Annotated in this window: 20 protein-coding genes and 2 tRNA genes; 16 read left to right on the forward strand and 6 right to left on the reverse strand. The window is 68.2% G+C overall.

What is annotated here, in order from left to right:
* Nucleotides 1-15: 15 nt before the first annotated feature.
* The 6 genes from SK803_RS18865 to SK803_RS18890 all read left to right on the forward strand — a co-directional run bounded on the left by SK803_RS18865 (nt 16) and on the right by SK803_RS18890 (nt 4,935).
* Nucleotides 16-534 carry a hypothetical protein gene (locus tag SK803_RS18865; RefSeq protein ID WP_319967324.1) on the forward strand — a complete coding sequence of 173 codons (519 nt, stop codon included), beginning with the start codon at nt 16-18 and terminating at the stop codon, nt 532-534.
* Nucleotides 531-1,805, forward strand: coding sequence for a PPE domain-containing protein (locus SK803_RS18870; protein ID WP_319967325.1), 1,275 nt, complete (start codon nt 531-533; stop codon nt 1,803-1,805). The genes SK803_RS18865 and SK803_RS18870 overlap by 4 nt, the downstream gene beginning before the upstream one ends.
* Entirely contained in the window at nt 1,802-2,557 is a 756-nt protein-coding gene (locus SK803_RS18875; RefSeq protein WP_319967326.1) for an ESX secretion-associated protein EspG, read from the forward strand. The genes SK803_RS18870 and SK803_RS18875 overlap by 4 nt, the downstream gene beginning before the upstream one ends.
* 75 nt (nt 2,558-2,632) lie before the next feature.
* Nucleotides 2,633-4,576 carry an acetoacetate--CoA ligase gene (locus SK803_RS18880; RefSeq protein WP_319967327.1) on the forward strand — a complete coding sequence of 648 codons (1,944 nt, stop codon included), beginning with the start codon at nt 2,633-2,635 and terminating at the stop codon, nt 4,574-4,576.
* A gap of 155 nt (nt 4,577-4,731) precedes the next feature.
* A tRNA-Ser gene (locus SK803_RS18885) sits at nt 4,732-4,821 on the forward strand.
* Nucleotides 4,822-4,862: 41 nt separating this feature from the next.
* A tRNA-Arg gene (locus SK803_RS18890) sits at nt 4,863-4,935 on the forward strand.
* Between the two features lie 54 nt (nt 4,936-4,989).
* On the opposite strand, the gene SK803_RS18895 is transcribed toward SK803_RS18890, so the two are convergent.
* Nucleotides 4,990-5,643 carry a hypothetical protein gene (locus tag SK803_RS18895; protein ID WP_319967328.1) on the reverse strand — a complete coding sequence of 218 codons (654 nt, stop codon included), beginning with the start codon at nt 5,641-5,643 and terminating at the stop codon, nt 4,990-4,992.
* A 98-nt stretch (nt 5,644-5,741) separates the two neighbouring features.
* Here SK803_RS18895 and SK803_RS18900 point away from each other — a divergent pair, with 98 nt between their 5' ends.
* From SK803_RS18900 to SK803_RS18920, 5 genes are all read left to right on the forward strand, one after another.
* Complete coding sequence (locus SK803_RS18900) at nt 5,742-6,218, forward strand: macro domain-containing protein (protein WP_319967329.1); 477 nt, start codon at nt 5,742-5,744, stop codon at nt 6,216-6,218.
* A gap of 87 nt (nt 6,219-6,305) precedes the next feature.
* A complete protein-coding gene (locus tag SK803_RS18905) occupies nt 6,306-8,777 on the forward strand; it encodes an ATP-binding protein (protein WP_319967330.1) in 2,472 nt (823 codons plus the stop codon).
* Nucleotides 8,778-8,846: 69 nt separating this feature from the next.
* On the forward strand, nt 8,847-9,041 hold the full coding sequence (locus SK803_RS18910; protein WP_319967331.1) for a hypothetical protein: 195 nt from the start codon (nt 8,847-8,849) through the stop codon (nt 9,039-9,041).
* A 294-nt stretch (nt 9,042-9,335) separates the two neighbouring features.
* A complete protein-coding gene (locus SK803_RS18915; RefSeq protein ID WP_319967332.1) occupies nt 9,336-10,163 on the forward strand; it encodes an SDR family NAD(P)-dependent oxidoreductase in 828 nt (275 codons plus the stop codon).
* A 31-nt stretch (nt 10,164-10,194) separates the two neighbouring features.
* Entirely contained in the window at nt 10,195-10,521 is a 327-nt protein-coding gene (locus SK803_RS18920) for a hypothetical protein (RefSeq protein WP_319967333.1), read from the forward strand.
* Here SK803_RS18920 and SK803_RS18925 read toward each other — a convergent pair.
* A complete protein-coding gene (locus SK803_RS18925; protein ID WP_319967334.1) occupies nt 10,505-11,323 on the reverse strand; it encodes a serine hydrolase domain-containing protein in 819 nt (272 codons plus the stop codon). The genes SK803_RS18920 and SK803_RS18925 overlap by 17 nt on opposite strands.
* Before the next feature lie 23 nt (nt 11,324-11,346).
* Here SK803_RS18925 and SK803_RS18930 point away from each other — a divergent pair, with 23 nt between their 5' ends.
* Nucleotides 11,347-12,258, forward strand: a complete 912-nt coding sequence (locus SK803_RS18930) for a ribonuclease Z (RefSeq protein WP_319967335.1) — start codon at nt 11,347-11,349, stop codon at nt 12,256-12,258.
* Here the strand turns inward: SK803_RS18930 and SK803_RS18935 are convergent.
* Nucleotides 12,203-13,060, reverse strand: a complete 858-nt coding sequence (locus SK803_RS18935; protein WP_319967336.1) for an NAD-dependent epimerase/dehydratase family protein — start codon at nt 13,058-13,060, stop codon at nt 12,203-12,205. The genes SK803_RS18930 and SK803_RS18935 overlap by 56 nt on opposite strands.
* A 66-nt stretch (nt 13,061-13,126) precedes the next feature.
* Here SK803_RS18935 and SK803_RS18940 point away from each other — a divergent pair, with 66 nt between their 5' ends.
* The gene (locus tag SK803_RS18940) at nt 13,127-13,333 is read left to right on the forward strand and encodes a hypothetical protein (RefSeq protein ID WP_319967337.1); all 207 of its coding nucleotides are present in this window, start codon (nt 13,127-13,129) and stop codon (nt 13,331-13,333) included.
* A 162-nt stretch (nt 13,334-13,495) separates the two neighbouring features.
* On the opposite strand, the gene SK803_RS18945 is transcribed toward SK803_RS18940, so the two are convergent.
* Nucleotides 13,496-13,669, reverse strand: coding sequence for a hypothetical protein (locus tag SK803_RS18945; RefSeq protein WP_319967338.1), 174 nt, complete (start codon nt 13,667-13,669; stop codon nt 13,496-13,498).
* 18 nt (nt 13,670-13,687) lie between these two features.
* Between SK803_RS18945 and SK803_RS18950 the strand changes: the two genes are divergently transcribed.
* Nucleotides 13,688-14,941, forward strand: coding sequence for a hypothetical protein (locus tag SK803_RS18950; RefSeq protein WP_319967339.1), 1,254 nt, complete (start codon nt 13,688-13,690; stop codon nt 14,939-14,941).
* Between the two features lie 6 nt (nt 14,942-14,947).
* On the opposite strand, the gene SK803_RS18955 is transcribed toward SK803_RS18950, so the two are convergent.
* The gene (locus tag SK803_RS18955; protein WP_319967340.1) at nt 14,948-15,706 is read right to left on the reverse strand and encodes a hypothetical protein; all 759 of its coding nucleotides are present in this window, start codon (nt 15,704-15,706) and stop codon (nt 14,948-14,950) included.
* A gap of 62 nt (nt 15,707-15,768) precedes the next feature.
* Between SK803_RS18955 and SK803_RS18960 the strand changes: the two genes are divergently transcribed.
* Both SK803_RS18960 and SK803_RS18965 read left to right on the forward strand, forming a co-directional pair.
* Nucleotides 15,769-16,974, forward strand: coding sequence for a DNA cytosine methyltransferase (locus SK803_RS18960; RefSeq protein WP_319967341.1), 1,206 nt, complete (start codon nt 15,769-15,771; stop codon nt 16,972-16,974).
* Between the two features lie 309 nt (nt 16,975-17,283).
* Entirely contained in the window at nt 17,284-18,492 is a 1,209-nt protein-coding gene (locus tag SK803_RS18965; protein ID WP_319967342.1) for a thioester domain-containing protein, read from the forward strand.
* A 76-nt stretch (nt 18,493-18,568) separates the two neighbouring features.
* On the opposite strand, the gene SK803_RS18970 is transcribed toward SK803_RS18965, so the two are convergent.
* Nucleotides 18,569-19,882, reverse strand: a complete 1,314-nt coding sequence (locus SK803_RS18970; RefSeq protein ID WP_319967343.1) for a BNR-4 repeat-containing protein — start codon at nt 19,880-19,882, stop codon at nt 18,569-18,571.
* Between the last annotated feature and the right edge of the window lie 127 nt (nt 19,883-20,009).

The raw sequence follows: 20,009 nt of genomic DNA on the forward strand, positions 1-20,009 counted from the left end.
AGGGGGTTGTGAAGGATGGCTGAAGGCACGGGGACGACTGGCACGGACACACCACCCGCGGAGGCGCCGGCGGTGACATCGGCGACCACCACGCCGATCACGGCTGAGCAGCTAGCGGCGGTGAAACCCGTTCTCCAGCAACAGATGCTGGTGGACAAGGCGGAGGCGAGCCATGCCGCGGCCAAGCTCGACCAGGCGGCGGACAGCGGGAAACTCACGCTCGACGTCGACGCCGCCGACGCGTTGATCAAGGCGGTCGATGCCGCCCGGGACCAGGTGATGGACCTGTGGAAGCGGGCGACCGACCAGCTGGCGACACCGCTGCAGCTGGGCGAGAACCCCGTCGCCAAGGCGATCAGCGCTCGGTTCGCCGACCTCGCGGTCGGTGAGGACTCCGGCGCCGCGAAGGCACTGCTGGACCTCTTCAAGGTCCTCGACGACATCAGCAACGCGTTGAGCCGCAACCGCGACAGCATCCGCGACGCCGACGAAGAGGCAGAGAAGTCCATGAAGAACGCCGGGGGGTCCTGGTGAGTCACGGGTCGCACGACAACAAGGGAAACGGCGACAAGGGCAACCAGTCGTCGCACCACGACGACAACAAGTACGACCGCAACGACCTGCACGAGCCGTACGACTGGATGACGTACACGCACGAAGAGCTCTACAAGATGGTGCACACGGGCGTGAACCTCGACGGCGCCCAGGCCGCGGCGACGAACTGGCAGAAGATCGGCGACGACATCGCCGGCGTGCGGTCGAACCTGCTCAAGGCCGTCGAGGACTCGACCGTCGGCTGGGACAGCGAGTCGGCCAGGCTGGCGCGCAACGGTCTGACCGAGGTCACCAACTGGGTCGACGACACCGCGAGCTACGCGCACAAGGTCTCGGCGGCCATCACGACCGAGACCAACAACGTCGAGGCCGCCCGTACCGCGATGCCGCCGCCTCCGCAGGCTCCCGATGCGCCGGTGCCCGCGGAAACGCCGCTGCCCAGGACTGTGCTGCGACCGCAGGACCGGCTGTCGATGGTCGACGACGCGGGAACGTTCGGCCTGGCCGGCATCAGGCAGGAGCCACGCCTGGTGCAGACGTCGCCGAACGAGTTCGGCGGCTTCGAGACCATCGGCACCAGCCCAGTCGAGACCCTCGCGGCCAACGACGCCTCGCACCGCCGCGCGGCGGACGTGATGGCGGCGTTCCAGCGCAACTCGGCCGCGGTCGACCAGACCGTGCCCTCGCAGTTCACCCCGCCGGTGAACCCGGTCAACCCGACGCCGATCGGCACCGACATCGGCAGCCGTCCCCCGACGACCGCACCTGACACCACCAACGCCGGTGGCGGTGCCGGAGCTCCGGTCGGGACCGGCGCGACGGGCCAGAACTGCGGCACCACCAACGCGTCTTCGCGTGGTGGCAGCGGTTTCGGCGGTGGCCGTGGTGGTGGCGGCGGTCTCGGTGGCGGCATGGGCATGGCACGCCCCTTCACGTCCAACTCCGGCAACCAGGGCGGAGGCGGTGGCGCTGGAGGTGGCGCCGGTTCCGCGGGTGGCGCGGCCGGTGTGAACGAGGTGTCGCGTGGTGGTGCGGGTGCCGCCGCGGCCGCTGCCTCGTCGGCGACCGGTGGCCAGACCAAGGCGTTCCAGAACCCGCTTGCGATGGGTGGTGCGCCGATGGCCGGTGCGCCCGCCGCGGGTCAGGGCAACAACGACGAGCGTGAGCACAAGAGCGCGAGCTATCTGGAAGAGGACGACAACGTCTTCGGTCTGGACCGCAAGGCGGCCCCGCCGGTGATCGGTCAGTGAGCGAACGCCAGTTCACGGTGAGCTCGCAGGAGTTCTTCCTGCTCTGGCAAGCCGTGCACGGCGAGGACCGCGTCGTGCCGCTCGGGACTCCCCACGTGGGGGCCACCCGAGCGGCGCGGCAGCGTCTCGTCGAAGCCAGTTCGCAAACGCTCCACGCTCGTCGATTAGGCACCGTGCACCGGCCGGACCCGGACCTGCGCGCGCTGATCGCCGGCCTCGGCGAGTTCGACCGCGCACTGGAGATCGCGTACTTCAAGGGCACCGAGCTGGCTCGCGGCATCGCCTGCGCGGGCTGGAGCGGTGCCTTCGCCGCGCGCGTGAACAACGACGTGCACCTGTACGCGTTCCGCCCGACGTCGCTGGCCTCGGCCACGGTGTCATCGTTGCCAGGCCTCTCACCGGGCACCGGCCGTGCCGTGAACGTGCGCTGGGACGACTACGTGCGCGCGGGCAAGGCGGGTGAGCAGGACGGCAAGCAGGCGTTCCTGGACGTGCTGCGCGACGCCGGTATCCGCGAACCCGAGGCGCACGCCCTGATGCGCATCGTGACGTCCCGCATCGGCGGCGGCGAACTGGGCCTCACCGCCCGCAACCGCGACGGCGTGCCGCGCCCGACCGGCCGTTCGGTGTCGTGGCTGGACACGCGTGAAGGCCGTTATCTCCTCCGCAAGCAGGACGGCTGGCTCGTGCTGGCCCCCGCCGACGCGTCGCGGTTGACCAGCGCTGTCGACGAGCTGCTCGCGGCGGGATAGTTCCACACTGGTGGGCTACGGCAAGTCCGCCAATCACACATGGACGTGCGGTTGTGCCTGAGTTAGACATGGGGCATGACCGACACCGACGTCGAACTGCTGTGGCGCCCCGACCCCACGAGGGACAACGGGATGACCGCCTTTCGGTCGTGGCTAGCCGGCCGCGATCAGAACTTCCCCGACTACGAGTCGCTGTGGGAGTGGTCCGTCTCCGACCTCGAGGGGTTCTGGGGCGCCGTGGCTTCGTACTTCGACGTCCAGTTCCACACGCCTCCTGAGCGGGTGCTGGGTTCGGCGGAGATGCCGGGCGCCCAGTGGTTCCCCGGCGTGACGCTGAACTACGCCGAGCACGCCCTGCGCCGCGGTGGCGACGACGACCTCGCCGTGATCTTCCACCGCGAGGACGGCGTCACCTCGTCGCTGACCTTCGCGGCCCTGCGCTCCCGAGTGGCTGCTTTCCGGGCCGCGTTGGCGTCTCTGGGCGTCTCGTCCGGCGACCGGGTGGTCGCACTCGTCCCGAACGCCCCCGAAGCCCTCATCGCCTTCCTGGCGGCCGCCTCGCTGGGCGCCACGTGGTCGTCCTGCTCCCCGGACTTCGGCGCCCGAGCCGTGGCCGACCGCTTCACCCAGATCTCGCCGACGGTCTTCGTCGCGGTCTCCGGTTATGTCTACAACGGACGGTCCTTCGACTGCCGCCCGGTCGTCGAGGAGATCCGCTCGCAGATCCCCTCGCTGCGCGCCACCGTCCTGATCAACTACCTGGACAACGGCTCGTCGCTGCCGGACACGCTCTCGTTCTCGGAGCTCCTGGAGACGAACGCGGGCGCAACGCTGGAGTTCACCCCGGTGCCGTTCGACCACCCGCTGTGGGTGCTCTACTCGTCCGGCACCACTGGCCTGCCCAAGGGCATCGTCCAGGGCCACGGCGGCATCGTGCTGGAACACCTGAAGATGCTGGGCCTGCACAGCGACCTGGGGCCTGGCGACCGCTTCTTCTGGTTCACCACCACCGGCTGGATGATGTGGAACTACCTGGTCGGCGCCCTCATGGTCGGCACCACGATCGTCCTGTACGACGGCAGCCCGGCCTATCCGTCGCTGAACACGTTGTGGCACTTGGCCGAACAACACCGCGTCACCTACTTCGGCACCTCGGCCCCGTACGTCCAGTCGTGCCTGAAGGAAGGCATCGAGCCGTCCGCCCGCTACGACCTGACGGGCCTGCGCGTGGTCGGCTCCACCGGCGCACCCCTCACCCCGGAAGGCTTCCGCTGGATCGCCTCAGCCGTGGGCAAGGACGTCCAGATCGCCTCGGTCTCCGGCGGCACCGACCTCTGCACGGCCTTCGTGACCGCCTCCCCGGACCGCCCGGTGTGGCTGGGCGAACTCTCCTGCCGAGCCCTGGGCGCCGCGGTCCACGCGTTCGACGAGGCCGGCGCAGCACTCGACGACGCCGTCGGCGAACTCGTGATCACCAAGCCGATGCCGTCCATGCCCGTCTTCTTCTGGGGCGACACCGACGGTTCAAAGCTGCGCGACGCCTACTTCGACACCTACCCGGGAATCTGGCGCCACGGCGACTGGATCCGCATCACCCCACGCGGCTCGGCCGTGATCTACGGCCGCTCCGACTCGACCCTGAACCGCGGCGGCGTCCGCATGGGCACCTCGGAGTTCTACCGGGTCGTCGAGTCCGTCCCCGGCGTCGTCGACTCGCTGGTGATCGACACCTCCGGCGTCTCCGAAGGCGAACTGCTCTGCTTCGTGGTCCTGGACGGCGTAACCCTGGCCGACGTGGAACCGTTGCTGCGCCAGGAATTGCGAACCTCGCTCTCCCCGCGCCACGTCCCGAACCGCTTCGTGGCCGTAGCCGAGATCCCGCGAACCCTGAACGGCAAGAAGTGCGAGGTCCCGGTCAAGAAGATCCTCGCGGGAGCCGACCCGGACAAGGCCGTCAGCCGAGGCGCACTCCGCAATCCCGAGTCCCTCCAACCGTTCCTGGAACTCGCCTCAGGATGATCTAGGTCACTCCAGGTTGCGCGAACAGGCGTTCCACGCCCCTCTCGACCCCTCCGCACGTGCCTTGACCAGCACGTTCTGGGGTACGAGGGGGGCGTTTTGCAACTCGGTTGGGGACCTGTGTAACCTATGCGTCGTGGCCGAGGATGGTCCCGGGAGGCTTCGCCTAGTCTGGTCTATGGCGCCGCACTGCTAATGCGGTTTGGGGTAACCCCCCATCCCGGGTTCAAATCCCGGAGCCTCCGCAAGGCCGAGCCTCTAGGGGATCGGTTATAATTGAATACACGCGCTCGTAGCTCAACGGATAGAGCATCTGACTACGGATCAGAAGGTTGCAGGTTCGAATCCTGCCGAGCGCACAAGATCGGAAGCCCCTGTTCGCGGAAACCGCGAACAGGGGCTTTCTGGTTTCGTCAGCGCACAACGAATTCCACGGCGTTGCTGCCGGTCTGGCCGGAATCTGTGACCACGTCCACGTTCAGCCGGTAGGTACCGGGCGTGTCGAGCGAGTCGCCGAAGTTGAACATGGTGATGCCGCCCGAGGTGCACCTGCCGTTGCGTGTTTTCTGGACCTCAGCGCCGGCCCTGGTGAGCACCCAGGACGGGTAGCAGCCCGAGCTCAGCTGCCCGATGTCGTCGTAGACGTCGACGTTCGCGCCAGGCTGGGCTCCCGTTCGGTACTCCGACGGGCCGACCTTTCCGCCACTTCCCATCTTGATGGTGATCACCAGGGCACCGGCGCGCTTCGGGAGTGCGGCGGCGGTGGTGGGTGGGCGTTGGGGCGTTGCGGTCTGCCTTGGCGCGGCTTGAACAGTCGGGGTGCTGTCTTGGCGGTCGGGTGCGATCGGTGTCTCTGACGTGTTCGGTGCTGCGGTCGCGCCCGGTGCCGAGTTGATGGTCGGTGGCGCACCAGCGTTCTTCGTGCTGGAGGCGGACGAGTCGGTGAAGCGCTCGATCATGGACAGGAAGCCGTCGAGGTTCGCAGCGCCCACGACGACGGCGACGACGAAGGCGATGACAGCGCCGAGCTTGCCGTACTTGGCCCAGCGGTCGTTGGCAGCGGTCACGCGCCGTCTATCGGAGGATGTCCGCAAAAGGTTTCGCTTCCTGCCGAGCGCTGAAAACGCGTCGACAGCCCGCCGTCGGCACGGGCAGCATCGGCCTCATGCAGACGTTGCGCGTGATCAAAGGGGACGCGACGAGCCCCCAGGCCAAGGGGCCGAAGATCGTCGCCCACGTCTGCAACGACCTCGGCGGCTGGGGCAAGGGCTTCGTGCTGGCCGTGTCGAAGCGCTGGCCAGAACCGGAAAAGGCCTTCCGCGAATGGCATCGCAACCGGGCAGGCAACGACTTCGGGCTGGGCGCGGTCCAACTGGTTCAGGTGAAGCCGGACATCTGGGTCGCGAACATGGTGGGCCAGCGCGGCATTCGCACCGGCAGCAACGGGCCGCCCGTCAGGTACGAGGCGATCGAACGTTGCCTGCGCGCCGTGGCAGAGCACGCCAAGCGGCTGGAAGCGAGTGTGCACATGCCGCGCATCGGTTGTGGGCTGGCCGGCGGGCGGTGGGAGCGGATCGAGCCGCTCATCGTGGAGGCGCTGACCGATCAAGACGTCGCCACCACCGTCTACGACTTCGACTGACAGCAGATCCCCGCGCAAGGCAACGGCGGCGCGCCCTGTCGCGTTAGTCCCTGGGGCTACCGTTTGGAGTAGCGCGAGGGAGGGCTTGTGGGGGCGGATCCGGGGCAGGTCGCTACGCGGGCGGAGTTGGTTCGCGAGCTCGAGGTTCTCAGGGGCAACGCGGCGCGGGGGAGTGGGCGCACGCGGGTGTCGCTGGCTGACCTCGCCAAGCGGATCGAGGTGCCGCGGTCGACGGTCCACACGTACCTGACGGGGCAGACGTTGCTGCCTGCCGAGGTGCTGGACCGGATCGTCATCGCGTTGGGTGGTACGGCCGACGACCAGCGGTTGTGGGCGGACGCGTGGGATCGCGTGGCTGCTCATGAGCATTCGAGCAAGCCGGCGCCGCTGGTGGTGCGGCCCAGGCAGTTGCCGGCGGACGTGGCGGCGTTCACCGGGCGGGCGGCCGAGATCGGGGAGCTCGACGGGTTGCTGGTGCAGGCGAACCGGACGGTGTTGCTGACGGGCACTCCTGGCGTGGGGAAGACGGCGCTCGCCGTGCACTGGGGGCAGCGGGTGGCCGCGAAGTTCCCGGACGGCCAGCTCTACCTGAACCTGCGCGGCTACGACGTCGGCGCGCCCGTGTCCGCTGCCGATGCGGCGCTGAGTCTGTTGCGGGGGCTTGGGGTCGGCGAGGTGCCGCAGAGCTTGGACGAGCGGACCGGGTTGTTGCGGTCGGCGTTGGCCGGCCGGCGAGTGTTGCTCGTGCTCGACAACGCGAGCAGCGCTCAACAGGTGCGGCCGCTGCTGCCGGCGTCTGCTTCGTGCTTCGCCGTGGTCACCAGCCGGGACGCGCTCACCGGGCTGGCCGTCGTCGACGGCGCGCACCGGATCGACCTCGACGTGCTGACGTCGGCGGAGGGCGTGGAGCTGCTCGAAAGCTTGCTGGGCCAACGCGTCCACTACGAACGGCAGGCGGCGGTCGAGCTCGTGGAGCTGTGCGCCCGGCTGCCGCTCACCGTCCGGATCGCGGCCGAGTTCGCGCGGCACGAGCCGCTCAAGGAGGTCGTCCGCCATCTTCGGGCCGAAGGCCTCGACCTGCTCGACAGCAGCGGCGATCCGCGCAGCATGGTGCGTGCGGTGTTCTCGTGGTCGTACCGGCAGCTCAGGCCGGAGGCAGCCGAACTCTTCCGCCTGCTGGGTCTTCATCCCGGCCGCGACTTCGACGTCCCACTCGCCGCCGCGCTCGTCGGCACCGACCTGGCCGATGCCGCGTTGCGCGTCGAGCAGTTGATCGGCGCGAACCTCTTGCAGGGCAACGGCCGCTACGAAATGCACGACCTGCTCCGCGCCTACAGCCGGGAACTGGCGGTGACCGGTCCGGCCACCACGCGGTTGATCGACCACTACATCGACGCGCACACGGCGGCACTGGCGCTCGCCTATCCCCGCCACTTCGACCTCGCGGAACGGCCGGAGATCCCGTGGCTGACCGACGCCGACGTCGCGCGGGACTGGCTCACGGCTGAGGCGGACAACGTGGTCGAAGTAGTCAAGCTCGCCGCCGACACAGGGCTCGGCGCGGCGGCACGGCAGCTGGCGCACGTGGCCAAGCGGCACCTCGAAACCACCTCACGCGGGCCGCAGGCGATGCGCATGCACCACATCGCGCTCGACACCGCGCGGGCCGACGGCGATCCGGCCGGGGAAGGCGAGGCGCTGCGCAACCTCGGCGTGGCGGCGGAGGTGATGGGCAGGCCGCTCGACTCGCTCGACTGGCTGCGGCAGAGCTCGGAGGTCTGGCTGCGGCTGGGCAACCACCGGCGCCACGCCAACACGTTGAGCAGCATCGGTATCACCCTCGACTCGCTCGGCCGGTTCGACGAGGCGATCGCCGCCCACGAGAAGTCCGTCGAACTGCTCCGGCACCTCGACCAGCCGCAGCAGCTCGCGATGGGCTTGCTGAACCTCGGCGTCACCCTGGAACAACAAGGAGAGCTCAACCGGGCGCTGGCCAACCAACGCGCGGCGCTGGAGACGTTCCGCACGCTGGGCGACCAACTCGGCCAAGCACACGCTCTGACCAACCTGGGCAACGTGCTCAACCAGCTCGGCGACCACGGCGAGGCGCTGCTGATGTTCGACGAGGCACTGGCCGGCTACCGCGCGCTGGGCAGCAGGATCGGCGAGGCGTTCGTGGTCAAGTTCCGCGGCTCCGTGCACAGGGAGAAAGGCGAGCACGACCTCGCGATCGTCCAGTTCGAGGACGCGCTGCGGATCTGCCGCGAAGCAGGCGACCCCTCGCTGCAGGCCGAGGTGCTCAATCACCTCGGCTTCGCCCACGGCCTGGTAGGCGACCAGTCGTCGGCGCGCGCGGCCCATCACGAGGCGCTGGCCCTCGCGACCGAACACGGCTACCGGCTGGAAGAGGCACGGGCTCTCGAAGGACTCGGCACCATCGCCAGGTCCACCGGTGCCGCGGTCAGCGCGAAACGGCATTGGCAGCAGGCCCTGGAGCGGTACGAGGCGATCGGTGTGCCGGATGCCGAACGGCTGCGGGCGGCACTCGCCGAACTGTGAACGTCCAGGGTTGTCCAGCTTCGTCCAGAACCGGGCCTCGGACGCGCCGTCCGCTGCTGAGGTGTGGTCATGAACATCAAGAAGCTCGCCGCTGGGACGTTGGCGTCCGCCGCTGTTGTGGTCGCCCTGCCCGCCACGGCTCAAGCGAACGCCATCGGACCGTTCTCGAACTGCGCGGGCCGCTGCGAGTCGCTCGGCACCTTCGGCCCCGGCTGGACGCAGGGCGTGTTCTGGCCTACCAGAACGGCAGACAGATCGGACTGACCGAGACCCGCACGGCCGACGACCAGAACTCCCGGCTCGGCTCGCCGCGCAGGATCAGCTTCGTCATGGGCGGATCGGGACTAGGAACGAGGTGGCCCGTCTGAGGGGTCGGGCCACCTGTTTCTACTGCTGACGAGCTCGGGAAGCAATCGATTCCACAGTGGTTGATCTGCGGAAAGCGGTTTGACCGTGCGGGCAACCGGTCGTCGCCCCACGTACGCCGTTCGGCGCGGACAGCGGCCATTCGCCGACGTGACCAACCGCTCGCACGGCCGTGATCGCCACACTCGGAGGATGGGGATTCTGGCGGGCAAGGCCGTGGTCGTCACCGGCGCCGGGCAGGGTTTGGGGCGGGCGTTCGCCACCCACGCCGCCGGGCACGGGGCCGCTGTGGTGATCAACGACGTCGACGAGCCGCTCGCCAGGCAGGTTGCCGACCTCATCACGCTCCAAGGTGGCAAGGCGGTGGTCAGTGCCGGCAGCGTCGCTGATCCCGAGCAGGCCGAGGCCATGGTCGACACCTGCACGGCGGCGTTCGGCCGGATCGACGGGCTCGTCAACAACGCCGGCATCCGGTACCAGGCCGCGATCGGCGAAGACGAGCCGCACGACATGCGTGAGCTCATCGAGATCAACGTCCTCGGCACGCTCTACTGCACCAACGCCGCGGTCAAGAGCATGCGCAGGGGGTCGATCGTCAACCTCGGCTCGGTCGCGATGGTCGGCCAGCCGACGGCGCTCACGTACAGCGCGTCCAAAGGTGCCGTTGCGAGCATCACGGCCGGTGCGGCGAGTGAGCTCCACGAGAGAGGGATCCGGGTCAACGCCGTGTGTCCCGTTGCCTGGACACGGATGGCGGCGGCTGACACCAAAGGCGTTCGGAGCGGGCCGCCGGAGACGATCGCGCCGCTGGTCACGTACCTGCTGAGCGACCGCGCGGCGAAGGTCACCGGGCAGCTGATCAGGTTCGCGCACGGCCGATTGCACGTCATGGGGCAGACGTCGCCGAAGCACCCCGTCGTCGAGAGCCAGGAGTGGGACGTCGACAAGATCGCCGAGGCCTTCGAGGAGCGGCTCGAACCGGAGGACCCGGCGTGGGTGCGTTGGGGTGTCAAAACGTGACGCACGGGCTTGCACCAGGCAGAGTGGCCGCGTGGATCAGCGCGAGATCATGCAGCGGGCGCTCGGCGTCCTGACGCTCAGCTACGACGGCGCCGAGTCGAGCGACTACCTGCGCACGGCCCTCAAGTCGTTGCAGGAGGGCGTGTTCAGCTACGAGGTCAAGGTCGACGGCGAGTTGAACGAGGCCGGCGCGCAGGCACTCAAGCAGGCGATGGACCAGGTGTTGTCGCAGTTCGGCTGGTTCACCGCGGGACTGCTCTACGCTTTTCACGGCGTCGCTCAGGCTTACGAGAACGACTACGAGGACGCCGACGTGCAAGAGGTGCTGCGGCAGATCGCCATCAGGCTCGCTGAGTGAGTTCCGTGCGGACGCCGTCGGAGAACGGCGTCCACGCCTCGACCGCCCACGGGCCGAAACGCAGGTCCGTCAACGCGACGCAGGCCGCGGAAATCTCCGGATCGACCCACAGGAACGTGCCGGACTGACCGAAGTGCCCGAACGTGCGCGGGGAGAAGGAAAGCCCCGTCCAGTGCGGTGATTTGCCGTCCCGGATTTCGAAACCGAGACCCCAGTCGTTCGGCTTCTGCATGCCGTAACCGGGCAGCACGCCGTTGAGCCCGGGAAACACGACCGACGTCGCCTCCCGCACCAGCTCGGCGGAAACCAGCTGGGGTGCGAGCAGCTCGGCGGCGAACAACGCCAGGTCGGCGGCGCAGGATTCGGCGCCGGCGCCGGCCGAACCGACCAAAGCCGAGGATTTCATCCCGAGCGGCGCGAAAACAGCCTCGTGCAAATACGTGGCGAACGGCATTTCGCAAGCAGTGCCGACAAAGGAAGCCAGCACGTCGAAGCCCGCGTTGGAGTAGATCCGGCGCGTCCCCGGCGCGGCCTGCACCTCGGCCTTGTCGAACGCATAACCGGCGGTGTGCGAGATCAGGTGCCGCACGGTCGCGCCAGAAGGCCCGGCCGGCTGGTCCCACTCGACCGCGCCCTCCTCGACCGCCACCAGCACGGCGTACGAGGTCAGCAGCTTCGTCACCGACGCCAGCGGGAACACGCGCTGCTGATCACCCAGCGAGCCCGCGACGGCCCCGCCCGACACCACGGCCACCGCCACGTTCTCGACAGGCCACGACGCTGCCGCTTCCAAGCTCCGCATGGGACAGACGTTAACGTCAGGGGGTGACAGTCCGGGAACTGATCGTCCTGGGAACGGCCAGCCAGGTTCCCACGCGCCAGCGCAACCACAACGGCTATCTGCTGAGGTGGGACGGCGAAGGCTTCCTCTTCGACCCCGGCGACGGCAGCCAGCGGCAGCTCCTGCGATCCGGCGCCGCTGCGAGCGACATCACCAGGATCTGCATCACCCACTTCCACGGCGACCACTGCCTGGGCGTCCCCGGCATCGTCCAGCGACTCAGCCTCGACCGGGTCCCGCACACCGTGCACGCGCACTTCCCGAAGTCAGGCGAGCACTTCTTCGAACGCCTCCGCTACGCCAGCGCCTTCTACGACGCCGCGGACATCAAGGAAGAGCCCGTCGACCAGGACGGCCAGATCGCCGAAGGCAAGTTCGGCACGCTTGAGGCATATCGGCTGGACCACGGCATCGACAGCTTCGGCTACCGGCTGGTCGAACCGGACGGCCACCGCATGCTCCCCGAGAAGCTCGCGGAGCACGGCATCCAGGGCCCGCAGATCCGGATCCTCCAGGCCCAGGGCGAGCTCGACGGCGTCAAGCTCCAGGACGTCAGCGAACCCCGCAAAGGCCAGAAGTTCGCCTTCGTCATGGACACCAGGCTCTGCGACAACGTCTTCGAGCTCGCCGACCAGGCCGACCTGCTGGTGATCGAGTCGACCTACCTCGCCCGCGACACGAAGCTCGCCGGCGACCACGGCCACCTCACCGCCCAGCAGGCCGCCCGCGTCGCGCGGGACTGCAAGGTCCGCAAACTCGTCCTCACGCACTTCTCGCAGCGCTACGACGACCCCGCCGAGTTCCACGCCGAGGCGGCGCAGGAGTTCGACGGCGAGATCGTCATCGCGAAGGACCTGGACCGGGTTCCGGTGCCGAAGAGAGCCACTGGTCCCTGACGATCTCGGTCAGCGCCGACGACCGCGGCTCCCAGCCCAGCGCGCGCAGTTTCGAAACGTCGGCCCGCAGCGATCGCGCCTCACCGGGGTGCGCGGGCTTCCACGTCACGTCCACGGTCCGCCCGGTCACCTCGGCGACGGCCGCGAGCACGTCCTGCACGGACGCAGGCGTCGCCGCGACGTTGTAGACCGACGACGTGCCCACGGAACAAGCTTCCAGCGCCACGACGAAAGCAGCTGCAACGTCGCGTACGTGCACGAAGTCGCGCACGGCCCCACCGTCGCCGTAGACCTCCATCCCGGGCACCGTTCCGGCGGCGCACGCCACGGCACGGGTGATCACCCGACTGGTGTCCGTGTCACCACCTCCAGCGACGTTGAAGAGACGGAGAGTGGTCGCCCCGATCTGTCCTGACCGCGCCGCCCACGCCACGAGGTCCTCGGCCGCCGCCTTGCTCGCCGAGTACGGGGAAGAAGGTTCCCTGACGGATTCCTCGGTCAGCGGAGAGTCCGACGGCCGGTACACCGTGCCAGTCGACGCGAGCAGGAATCGTTGGCCCTTCAAGGCTTTCAGCAGGTTGAGCGTTCCGGCCACGTTCGTCTCGTAATACGAAAGTGGATCTTCGAACGACTCGCGCACGCGGGCCACGGCCGCCAGGTGGATGACGGCGTCCACATCGGGCGACTCGAACGGCTCTGACATGCGTTGGCGGGACAAAACAGGTTCATGACCATGAACCCGCAGCTCACGCACCACGGCGCGGCCGACATACCCAGTGGCACCGGTCACTAGAACTCGCACAAGTTGACCCTAAAGGTCGACGAGGGTTGCGCCGATAACACACGAGTGAGTTACCCCCATCGCGCTGTGCACACGAGCATCGCCGGACTCCTGCACGACGTAGCCGTGCACGAGTTCAAGCGGCAGGAGTTCCTGCGCAACGTGGCCGAGATCGTGGGAGCCGCACCCGCGCCCGGTCCCGCAGAGCTCACCACGCCGCTGCCCGCGATCAACCCCAGGCGCAGTTTCCTCAACCGCGTTGACCAGGTCCTTCGGGACGCGGCGCGCTCCTAGCGAGCGACAAGATCATCACCTGATCCACTCGTTGCCGGGCTTGTGCCGACAGGCCCGTCGCAACATTCATCCGGCCGTTGCCGGACCGTGCTTCGACACACATACCGGGTGGCTCTACGCTACGCGTCACCCGGCGATCGCCGGTCACGTCCTCCGCTTCTCTTAAGCGAGTTTTCGGCGATGAATCATGTCCTCGCAGCGCTCAACGAGCGCCTCAGCAGGTTGTTCGGTGACCGGCTTGTCGTTCTGGCCGGTGGCACGCGTCTGGCCAAGCGCGCGCACGAGCTCCATACGCTCGGTGCACGCCATACGCTCGTGCTCGATACCGACGATCATGCGCCGCTGCATGATTCCGTGATCGCCCGTTGGGTGTCACTGGGCATCAAGGGCGGCTTCGTCGCGGTCGAGCAGCGCCGTCTCAGCAAGCTGCTGACCAAGCCGGGTGCCCAGGTCCGCGCGATCCTCAACGAGTTCGACGCGAACGCCGAAGCCGTGGTGATCAGCACGCCCTACAACGAGATCGCGACGTTCGAGGGCCGGCCGGTGCTCAACGCGCGGCAGCACAAGTGGGTCGAGCTGGAGAACAAGACCACGATCGACGCGCTCTGGGACGAGCTGAACGCTCGCCGCGCGCCCGCGATGGTGTTCGACCTCGACTTCGAACGGCTGTGGGGCGCCTCGGAGATCCTGGACCGCGGCGCGGGCGTCGTCTGGTCCGGTGACGGCCCGGCGATCAACGGCGGTGCGAACTTCGTGCGCCGCGTGCGCACGTACGAGGAGGCCAAGGAGGCCTTCGACGTGCTCGCGCCCAAGTGCGACCAGGTGCGCGTGATGCCGTTCCTGGAAGGCATTCCGGTGAGCGTGCACGGCATCGTGTTCCCGGACGGCACCGCGGTGCTGCGCCCGATCGAGATGGTCGTGCCGCGCCGCCAGGGCCAGGCCAAGTTCCTCTACGCGGGCTGCGCGTCCTACTACGACCCGCCCGTGTGGATCCGCGACGAGATGCGCAACCTGGCCCGCCGCGTCGGCGAGCACCTGCGTGAGACCGTCGGCTACCGCGGCACGTTCACGCTGGACGGCATCGCGACCGAGGACGGCTTCCTGCCGACCGAGATCAACACCCGCTACGGCGGCGCGATGGTGTGCTTCGAGGACGCCGTCCCGACGCTGCCGCTCGCGCTCGTGCAGGTCGCCCTGGTCGCCGGTTGGGACCTCGGCATCTCCTCGATGGAGTTCGAGGAGTGCGTGCTGCAGGCCGCGGACAACCACCGTTCCGGTGCCGTGGGCGCCAACGTGCGTGCCGTGCAACCGACCCAGGTGGACGAACGCCGCGTGATCTTCACCGGCTGGGCCTGCCGGCTGGCGCACCCCGAGGAGCCCGCGCACGCGACGCTGCGGCTGAGCCCGTCGCCGATCGGCGGACGCCTCGATCTCGATCTGCACCGCGAGAACATGCCCGTCGGGGCACCCGTGGCGGCGCTGACCGTGGCGGCGTTCGCGCTGGCGGACCAGGAGTGGGGGACGGGCCTCGGTGCCCTGGAGCCCGCCATCGCGGTCGAGGACGCCACGCCGGTCGAGGAGTCCTTCGAAGAGGCAGTGATCGCCTAAGGACAGTTACCAGGCGCCCTCGTCGCCGTACGCGGAGATGAGGGCGAACCGGTAGCCCATCAACGCCGCGGCGACCTCACGTGGCTGGTGCGCGGGCCGCACGAGGCCTTCACCGAGCACCTTCGGCCGGTCCACACCGACTAACTCGGGCGACCGCTTCAGCAGCGTCACGGCGATCTCAGCCGCGTCCGCGAGCATCTCCTCGCCCGGCAGGTCGATCATGTCGGTCATCAGCCCGCCGACGAACGCCGGCAGGTTCTCCGGCACCGCGCAGGCCAGCGCCACCAGGCAGGCGACCCGTTCGGACGCCAGCGCCTCGAAGATCTTCGGCGCGCCCTGGGCGACGGCGTGCCGGGTCTGCGTGAGCCAGTCCGGCGCGGTTCGTGGCAACTCACGCCCGAGGGCGTTCCACCGGCGGTGCGTGCGCCGACCGTCCTCAGTGAACCCCTTGCCCGCCAATGCCATGGCGGCCAGCAGGAAGATCACCCGGTCCCGCACGTCGGCGGCGACCTTGTACGAGGCCCCCAGCTCCACCAGGTACGGCACGGCGCAGAACGAGGCCTCGGAGACGGTGTCGTCGGTCAGCAGCCGGTCCGCCAGCGAGGCGAGCGCGTCCAGGCGGACGTCGGCGTTGGGGTCGACGAGCGAGCGCAGCAGGCGGGGCACGCGACCGGCGCCACCCCGGCCGTCGTACACCTCGACCCAGGAAATCCTGTCGAGTCCGCGCAACGGGTCAGGCCGTTGCCAGGCGCGCGGCAGCTCCATAGGGCGGAAAGGTACGGGATGTCAGGGAAGGCTCCTCGGAGCCTCGCCCGTACGATCTCGTGGTGTCCTTCTCGGTGGCCGACATCTTCTCGGGTGCGGGCGGCATGAGCTTCGGCTTCCACGCCCACCGCGACTTCCGGGTCGTGGGTGCCGCCGACGCGCAGATCGGCAAGCCTTCGTCGCGCTTGGGTTCGTTGCGCTGCAACGACACGTACCGCGCGAACATCGGCGTCGACCCGTTGGAGGTCGACCTCGCGAGGGTGTCGCCGTCGGCGTTGCGCGAGGTCTGGGGCCTCAAGCGCGGCCAGCTGGACGTGCTCCTCGCGTGCCCGCCGTGCTCGGGCTTCAGCCGCATCACCGCCCAGAACCACCTCCGTGACGACCCGCGCAACTCGCTGGTCGGCCGGATCGCGGTCTACGCGGAGGAGCTGCGCCCGAAGGTCGTGCTCGTCGAGAACGCCCGCGAGCTCGTCAAAGGCAAGCAGCGCCACCACTTCGACAGCCTGGCGGAGGACCTGACGAACCTCGGCTACTCGGTCGCCGGCGGCACGCACATGCTGTCCAAGTTCGGCCTGCCGCAGCTGCGCGAGCGGACGTTGATGGTCGCGGTGGACGCGGGTCTGCCGTTGCTCACGCTGGACGACCTCTGGGCGGGCAGGGTCATCCGCCCGTCCGCCATCACGGTCCGGCGCGCGATCGGCAAGATGCCGGTCGTCGCGGCGGGAGAGGCGCACCCGGAAGACCTCATTCACGTGTCGCCGACCTTTTCCCAGGACCGCAGTCTGGAACGAATGCGTGCAATTCCCGCGAACGGCGGTTCGTGGGCGGATCTGCTCAGGTCACCGGAGACCGCGGAGTTGTTGAATCCGGCACAACGCAAGATCGTCGAACAGCAGAACTGGGGTTCGCACCCCGATGTCTACGGCCGGCTGTGGTGGGACGAACCCGCCAGGACGATCAAGCGGGAATGCGGCCACGTCGGAAACGGCCGATATGCCCACCCCGAGCAGCACCGGCTGTGCACGGTCCGCGAGATGGCACTCCTGCAAGGGTTTCCGCGGCAGTTCCGGTTCGACGTGTCGATTCTCGGGAACGCCTACCGGCACGTCGGTGACGCCGTTCCGCCGCTGATCGCCTACCAGTTGGCCGGACTGACCCGGTGGATTCTCACCGGCAGGCGCCCGGAGCCCAGGGAGATGTGCCTGCGCGGCACTTCACTGCGTCCCGGTGACATTCGGCCGGTGGAAGTTACCGAAATGGTGGCTTAGGCCTTGAACCGCTACCGGTGATCATCCGTAGCGGGACGCCGCAACAGATAACTGTTCGGCAACGAATTTAACGTCACCTGACAAAATGAATGCATCGCGGGCCTATCCACTGTGGACACCCTGAGTAGATTTCCGCTGGTCACTGAGGGTATGTGATGGCCGTTATACCTCACACCATCGGGTGTCACCCCTTCGGATAGTGTCCCGCTCGCTTCCTGTCGGTTCAGTGTCGATGACGACGTGCCGACCGTCCCGGCGGGCGACTGACTTTCTACGCGTTCGGGCTAACTTCAGCGAGCAAGGAGACCCATGGCTTCCCGGTTGAGGATCGGCGCGGCGCTGCTCGGCGCCACCGCACTCCTGGCTATCTCGACGCTTCCGGCCTCTGCCGACGTCATCATCAAGCCGGACCGTGGTGGCCAGGAGGACGGCCTCAACGTCCACCTCGTCAACGGTGACCACCACCACCAGCAGGGGACCGCGGTCATCAAGCTGCGCATCGAGGGCGACGCGGAGCGTTCGAACGTCCTCACCTACTGCGTGGAGCTGCCGACGCCGCTTGAGGACAGGGACGCCCTCAAGGAAGTGCCGTGGGACAAGCACCCGAACCCCAACACCAAATTCAAGGTCAACGCGGGCAAGGTCCTCTGGATCCTGACGAACTCGTACCCCGGACAGTCCATGGACAAGGTCCAGGAGAAGTTCGGCAAGCAGTTCAACAAGAAGGAGACGATCGCCGCCACGCAGGCCGCGATCTGGCACTTCTCCGACGAGGCTGAGCTCGACGGCGACAAGAACGACCCCGACGTCATCAAGCTGTACGAGCGCCTGGTCAAGGACGCCACGGAGAACGAGATCAAGGAGCAGCCGAAGCCGACGCTGGACATCGAGCCCGCCTCGAAGTCCGGCAAGTCCGGCGAGAAGATCGGCCCGTTCAAGGTCACGACCACGGCTTCCGAGATCAAGCTGACCGCGGACCTTCCCGAGGGCGTCACCATCACCGACGCCGCCGGCAACCCGCTCGCGGTGCAGAAGCAGGGTGACAAGCTCGCCGTTGCGACCGCTGGTGACAAGGTCTCCGAGTTCTTCGTGAACGTCCCGGCGAACGCGCCGACCGGCAACGCCGCGTTCAAGCTCTCGGCCGAGGCCGAGCTCGCGATCGGCCGCCTGTTCGTCGCGCACAACAAGGACAAGGAAGACGTGGCGCAGTCGCTCGTCGTCGCGCAGCCGCAGAAGGCCAAGGTCGAGAAGGACGCCAAGGCCGACTGGAAGCTCGAGGTCAAGCCGTCCGAGCCGAGCACGCCTGTCACCACGACGACCACCACGACCACGGCCCCGTCGTCGACGACGCCGACCACCACCTCCACGACGCCGGCCAACCCGGCGCCGGGTGGCGGTGAGGACGACCTCGCCTCGACCGGTGCCTCGATCCTGTGGCCGCTGGTCGGCGGTCTGGTGCTCGTCGGCGCCGGTGTCGGTGCGCTGTTCGTGGTGCGCCGCAAGAAGGCCGGTGCCTGAGTAATCAGCACCTCCTAGACGAACGCCCCCAGGGTCCGCGCCGGTCCTGGGGGCGTTTGCCGTTTCCTGGCAACGATCAGCGGCGGCTGAGTCCCGCCACGCTGATGTCGCCGTCAGCGATCGAGACGTCCCGGTTCGAGGAAGCGCCGGAGAAGATCGCCCGTGCCGGGTCGCGGAAGTTCTCCACGACCTCGACGCGCTGCACCGGCTTGGCCGTCGGGATGACGGCCTCCGGCGACCAGAAGCGACCGAACCGCACCAGGTAGGTGTTCACGTTCGGCTTGCCGTCCTCGGTCGCGTACACGCGCCAGGTGAACAGGTCGACCGGCTCGATCTCACGGGTGCGCAGTCCCCGTGCGACCTCCTTGGTCTCCCAGCCGCGACCGTTCCAAGTGGACAGGTAGTTGCGCAGCGGTCCCTTGTCCGGGTCGCCCATGAACCACAGCAGGAACGGCTTGCCCAGCGTCGCGCCCACCTGCTGGATGTAGTCGGGCGACTTGACGCCGTTCGGCACGGTCAGCGGGGTCTCCGCGACCTTCAGGTGCGTCTCCTGGTCGGCGTCGTCGATCTGGGTGCCCAGGTCCTTGCCGGACGCCGAGTAGAAGTGCCGGTTCTTCGGGTCGAACCAGGTGTAGTAGATGTTGCGGTGGTACCGGTCGTGCAGATGTCCTTCGGTGCCACCACCCGCGAGCGTGTAGACGATCCGCACGCGGCCGTTGTCCTCCTGGCGCAACTGACCGATGTAGATCTCGTTCATGTTGTCCGCGCGGGACGTCGAGCCGATCGCGAACCGGTCGCCGGTCAGTTCCGTGGAGGTCTTCCACGTCTTGCCGTTGTCCTTCGACACCACGTAAAGCATCGGACGCGTGTCCGTGGGCGTCACGTGGTCGAGGTCGCGGGTCGTCTCGCGGTAGAACACGTAGATCGTGCCGTCCCGCGTGACGAACGGCATCGGGTACGTGGCCGCGTTCTTGGAGATCAGGGTCTCCTCCCAGACGCCGTCGGCCGAGTTGGCCTGGGGCGAACGGGACATGCGCAACTCGACGTTGTGCATGCCGCGGAAGATCAGCAGGTGCCCGTCCTCGGCCTGCACCATGGTCGGGTAGTTGTGCGCGTCCTTGTCCCCGTCCGCGACCCGGTTGGGCGCGGACCAGGTGGACTTGCGGTGGTCGTACGTCTGGACGTAGCTGTCCTCGTACTGGCCGGCCCACGAGATGAACGTCTTGCCGACCTTGCGGTCGTAGACCCCACCCGCGACCGGGCGCCGGTCACTCCTGGCCGCGACGCTCGTGGCCGTGGTCGTCACCGTGAACTTCGCTTTCCCCTGAACGTCGGCCGTGGCGTGGGCCGAAGGGACCGCGACGAGCGGCAACAGCAGTACAGCGGACATAACTCCACGCAGGAGCCGTGTCATGTGGCGTGTCCTCCTGGTTCTGGCCGCGACGGCGGCCGACCAGGCGGCGGCAGGGGACATCCTCGTTGTCACCGAGCCGACTTGTCCAGGCGCAGTTAGCGTG

This window comes from Lentzea miocenica, from assembly GCF_033949945.1.
Classification (GTDB): domain Bacteria; phylum Actinomycetota; class Actinomycetes; order Mycobacteriales; family Pseudonocardiaceae; genus Lentzea; species Lentzea miocenica.

Excerpts from the sequence above, each read along its gene's own strand:
- SK803_RS18865 (WP_319967324.1), top strand. The coding sequence starts at position 16 with ATGGCTGAAGGCACGGGGACGACTGGCACGGACACACCACCCGCGGAG.
- SK803_RS18880 (WP_319967327.1), top strand. The coding sequence starts at position 2,633 with ATGACCGACACCGACGTCGAACTGCTGTGGCGCCCCGACCCCACGAGG.
- SK803_RS18900 (WP_319967329.1), top strand. The coding sequence starts at position 5,742 with ATGCAGACGTTGCGCGTGATCAAAGGGGACGCGACGAGCCCCCAGGCC.
- SK803_RS18910 (WP_319967331.1), top strand. The coding sequence starts at position 8,847 with ATGAACATCAAGAAGCTCGCCGCTGGGACGTTGGCGTCCGCCGCTGTT.
- SK803_RS18915 (WP_319967332.1), top strand. The coding sequence starts at position 9,336 with ATGGGGATTCTGGCGGGCAAGGCCGTGGTCGTCACCGGCGCCGGGCAG.
- SK803_RS18925 (WP_319967334.1), bottom strand. The coding sequence starts at position 11,323 with ATGCGGAGCTTGGAAGCGGCAGCGTCGTGGCCTGTCGAGAACGTGGCG.
- SK803_RS18945 (WP_319967338.1), bottom strand. The coding sequence starts at position 13,669 with ATGATCGTCGGTATCGAGCACGAGCGTATGGCGTGCACCGAGCGTATG.
- SK803_RS18955 (WP_319967340.1), bottom strand. The coding sequence starts at position 15,706 with ATGGAGCTGCCGCGCGCCTGGCAACGGCCTGACCCGTTGCGCGGACTC.
- SK803_RS18965 (WP_319967342.1), top strand. The coding sequence starts at position 17,284 with ATGGCTTCCCGGTTGAGGATCGGCGCGGCGCTGCTCGGCGCCACCGCA.
- SK803_RS18970 (WP_319967343.1), bottom strand. The coding sequence starts at position 19,882 with ATGTCCGCTGTACTGCTGTTGCCGCTCGTCGCGGTCCCTTCGGCCCAC.